Origin of the sequence: Streptomyces durhamensis (assembly GCF_000725475.1) — a bacterium.
In the GTDB taxonomy this organism is placed as follows: Bacteria; Actinomycetota; Actinomycetes; order Streptomycetales; family Streptomycetaceae; genus Streptomyces; species Streptomyces filipinensis.
The window spans coordinates 1-295 of record NZ_JNXR01000187.1 but is presented as its reverse complement, the minus strand read 5'-3'; the positions used below and the strand labels follow the sequence as shown (position 1 = coordinate 295).

The window sequence follows — 295 nt, the reverse complement described above, 5'->3', positions numbered from 1 at the left end:
CGCCAGGAAGGACGCCGCCGGCACCCCGGCCACCTTCGTCCGCAACCAGCTGGAGATCGCCACCCTCCCCGGCAACCCCGACAAGGTCACCACCCTCAAAGACCTCACCAAGTCCGGCCTCAAGGTCGTCCTGTGCGACAAGACCGTGCCCTGCGGCACCGCCGCGCAAAAGGCCCTGGACGCCGCCGACCTCAAGCTCACCCCCGTCTCCTACGAACAGGACGTCAAGAGCGCCCTGAACAAGGTCGAGCTCAAGGAGGCCGACGCCGCCGTCGTCTACAAGACCGACGTGCAC

General features: G+C 67.5%; 1 protein-coding gene. It reads left to right on the top strand.

What is annotated here, in order from left to right:
• The coding region (locus tag IO33_RS0142295) for a substrate-binding domain-containing protein (protein ID WP_031174373.1) at positions 1-295 on the top strand (295 nt) is incomplete at both ends.